The following is a 1,811-nucleotide window of genomic DNA, read 5'->3' as shown; positions in this document are numbered from 1 at the left end:
CAGCAACTCAGAAAATCCGGCCATCAGACAATCACCGTCGATTTCAGCATTACACCGCTGGATAGTGAGACGGCGGTCATTATTTTTCACGATATAAGTCACCTTGATCGCTCCGATACCTTCCTGGGCCAATTACCGAATTTCGATCCCCTGACCGGCTTGCTGAATCGCGATGCGATTCAACAAAATCTGACGGAACTGCATCTGCAACACAAGGCCTCGGGCAAACCCTATACGGTCCTGCTTCTCGATCTGGATCGCTTCAAGCTGATTAATGACAGTTACGGACACTCTGCAGGCGATTTGCTGTTGCAACATATTGCCAATCAACTCAAACAGCTTATGGGTGAACGTGAATATCTCGGCCGCTGGGGCGGCGAAGAGTTTTTGAGCATATTGCCCGAGGTCGACTTCGACACCGGATTGAAAATCGCCGAGCAGATACGCAAAGGCATCGCAGACTTCTCGCTCAGAAACCAGCAACAGGAAATCTTCACCACCACCAGCATCGGTGTCGCCAGCTATCCCCAGGACGGCGAGCACGTTGCCGATATATTAAGAGTGGCCGATGCCGCACTTTATGAAGCCAAACGGGCGGGACGCAATCGGATCTCCAGCAGTCGTGAAAAACACGGCTCCTTTTTAAGCATCGCAACTCAACTGGAAAATGCCTTGCGTGAAAACCGGATTATTCCGGCTTACCAGCCCCTCATCGATCTGCAAACCGGCCAGAAAGTCGCCGATGAAGCCCTGGCGCGCATCATCAATCCTGACGGCGAACCGCTGCCGGCCGGGCAATTTATCGATGCCGCGGTTCATCTGCAACTGGTGCACCGCATCGACTATGAAGTCGCACGCCAGGCCATTTTGCGCTGCAGTAACAGTGTGCTCCAGGGAGAAGCACCCCATCCGCATTTTGTGAATATTTCCGCAGAACTGCTTCGCCACCCGGAGCTCGTTCAGGGCATACTGGATACGGCCCTGAAAGAATGCAAAGCCTGTGGTGATCGCCTTGGCAGTGAAAAACCGCTGGTAATCGAAATTACCGAACAGGCCCTGCTACACAATCTTGGCGAAGCCCGGGAAATATTCGCCCCGTTTCTTGATTTCGGTCTGCGCCTGGCGATCGATGATTTTGGCGTGGGTTATTCCTCCCTCAACTATCTCTCCGACCTGCCGGTCTCTTTTTTGAAAATCGACGGTCAGCTAATCCGCCGGGTCACAACCGAACCTCGCGTTCGCGCTATCGTAAAAGGGATACAGGGTATTGCCAGCGATCTCGAACTGATCACCGTCGGCGAATTTGTCGAAGATCAGGCAACCGTGGAGGTCTTGCGCGAAATCGGCATCAACTGGGGACAGGGCTATTACTTCGGCAAACCCCAAATCCTGCACGAACGGTTCGACATCTAAGCCTGGCTTTTTTCTAAATCCTGGAAATTAACGCGGAGCACGCAGAGACGCGGAGTCGCAGAGAAGTAATTATTTGTTCTCAGTGATTCGCCAGACCGCATAAACAGCCAGATATGGTTTGTTATTACCACTGAGAACACTGAACTCACCGAAGGCACCGAAGGCACCGAAGGCACCGAAGGCACCGAATATTCCATTTAAATATACTTCAGTGACTTCAGTGTATTTCAGTGTTATCGGTGTTACCTGAACTGAATTAAATCACTCTGCGTCTCTGCGTGCTCCGCGATATTCAAGCCGGCAATAAGAAAAGCTGCCATGGCTGAATAGCCACCATTATTTTATCCACACGGTTTTGGCGTTGACGAATTCGTGCATACCATGGTGGGACAGTTCGC

1 protein-coding gene is annotated in these 1,811 nt (G+C 51.6%); it reads left to right on the top strand.

Annotation, left to right across the window (positions count from 1 at the left end; all coding sequences use genetic code 11):
* Positions 1-1,413, top strand: a 1,413-nt coding sequence (locus RI563_RS11610) for a bifunctional diguanylate cyclase/phosphodiesterase (RefSeq protein ID WP_310694546.1), incomplete at its 5' end; no start/stop codon positions are given.
* Positions 1,414-1,811: the final 398 nt, after the last annotated feature.

This window comes from Thiohalophilus sp. (genome assembly GCF_031581315.1).
Lineage (GTDB): Bacteria > Pseudomonadota > Gammaproteobacteria > UBA6429 > Thiohalophilaceae > Thiohalophilus.
The sequence above is the reverse complement of the archived record's forward strand: the minus strand, read 5'-3'. Positions and strand labels throughout refer to the sequence as shown.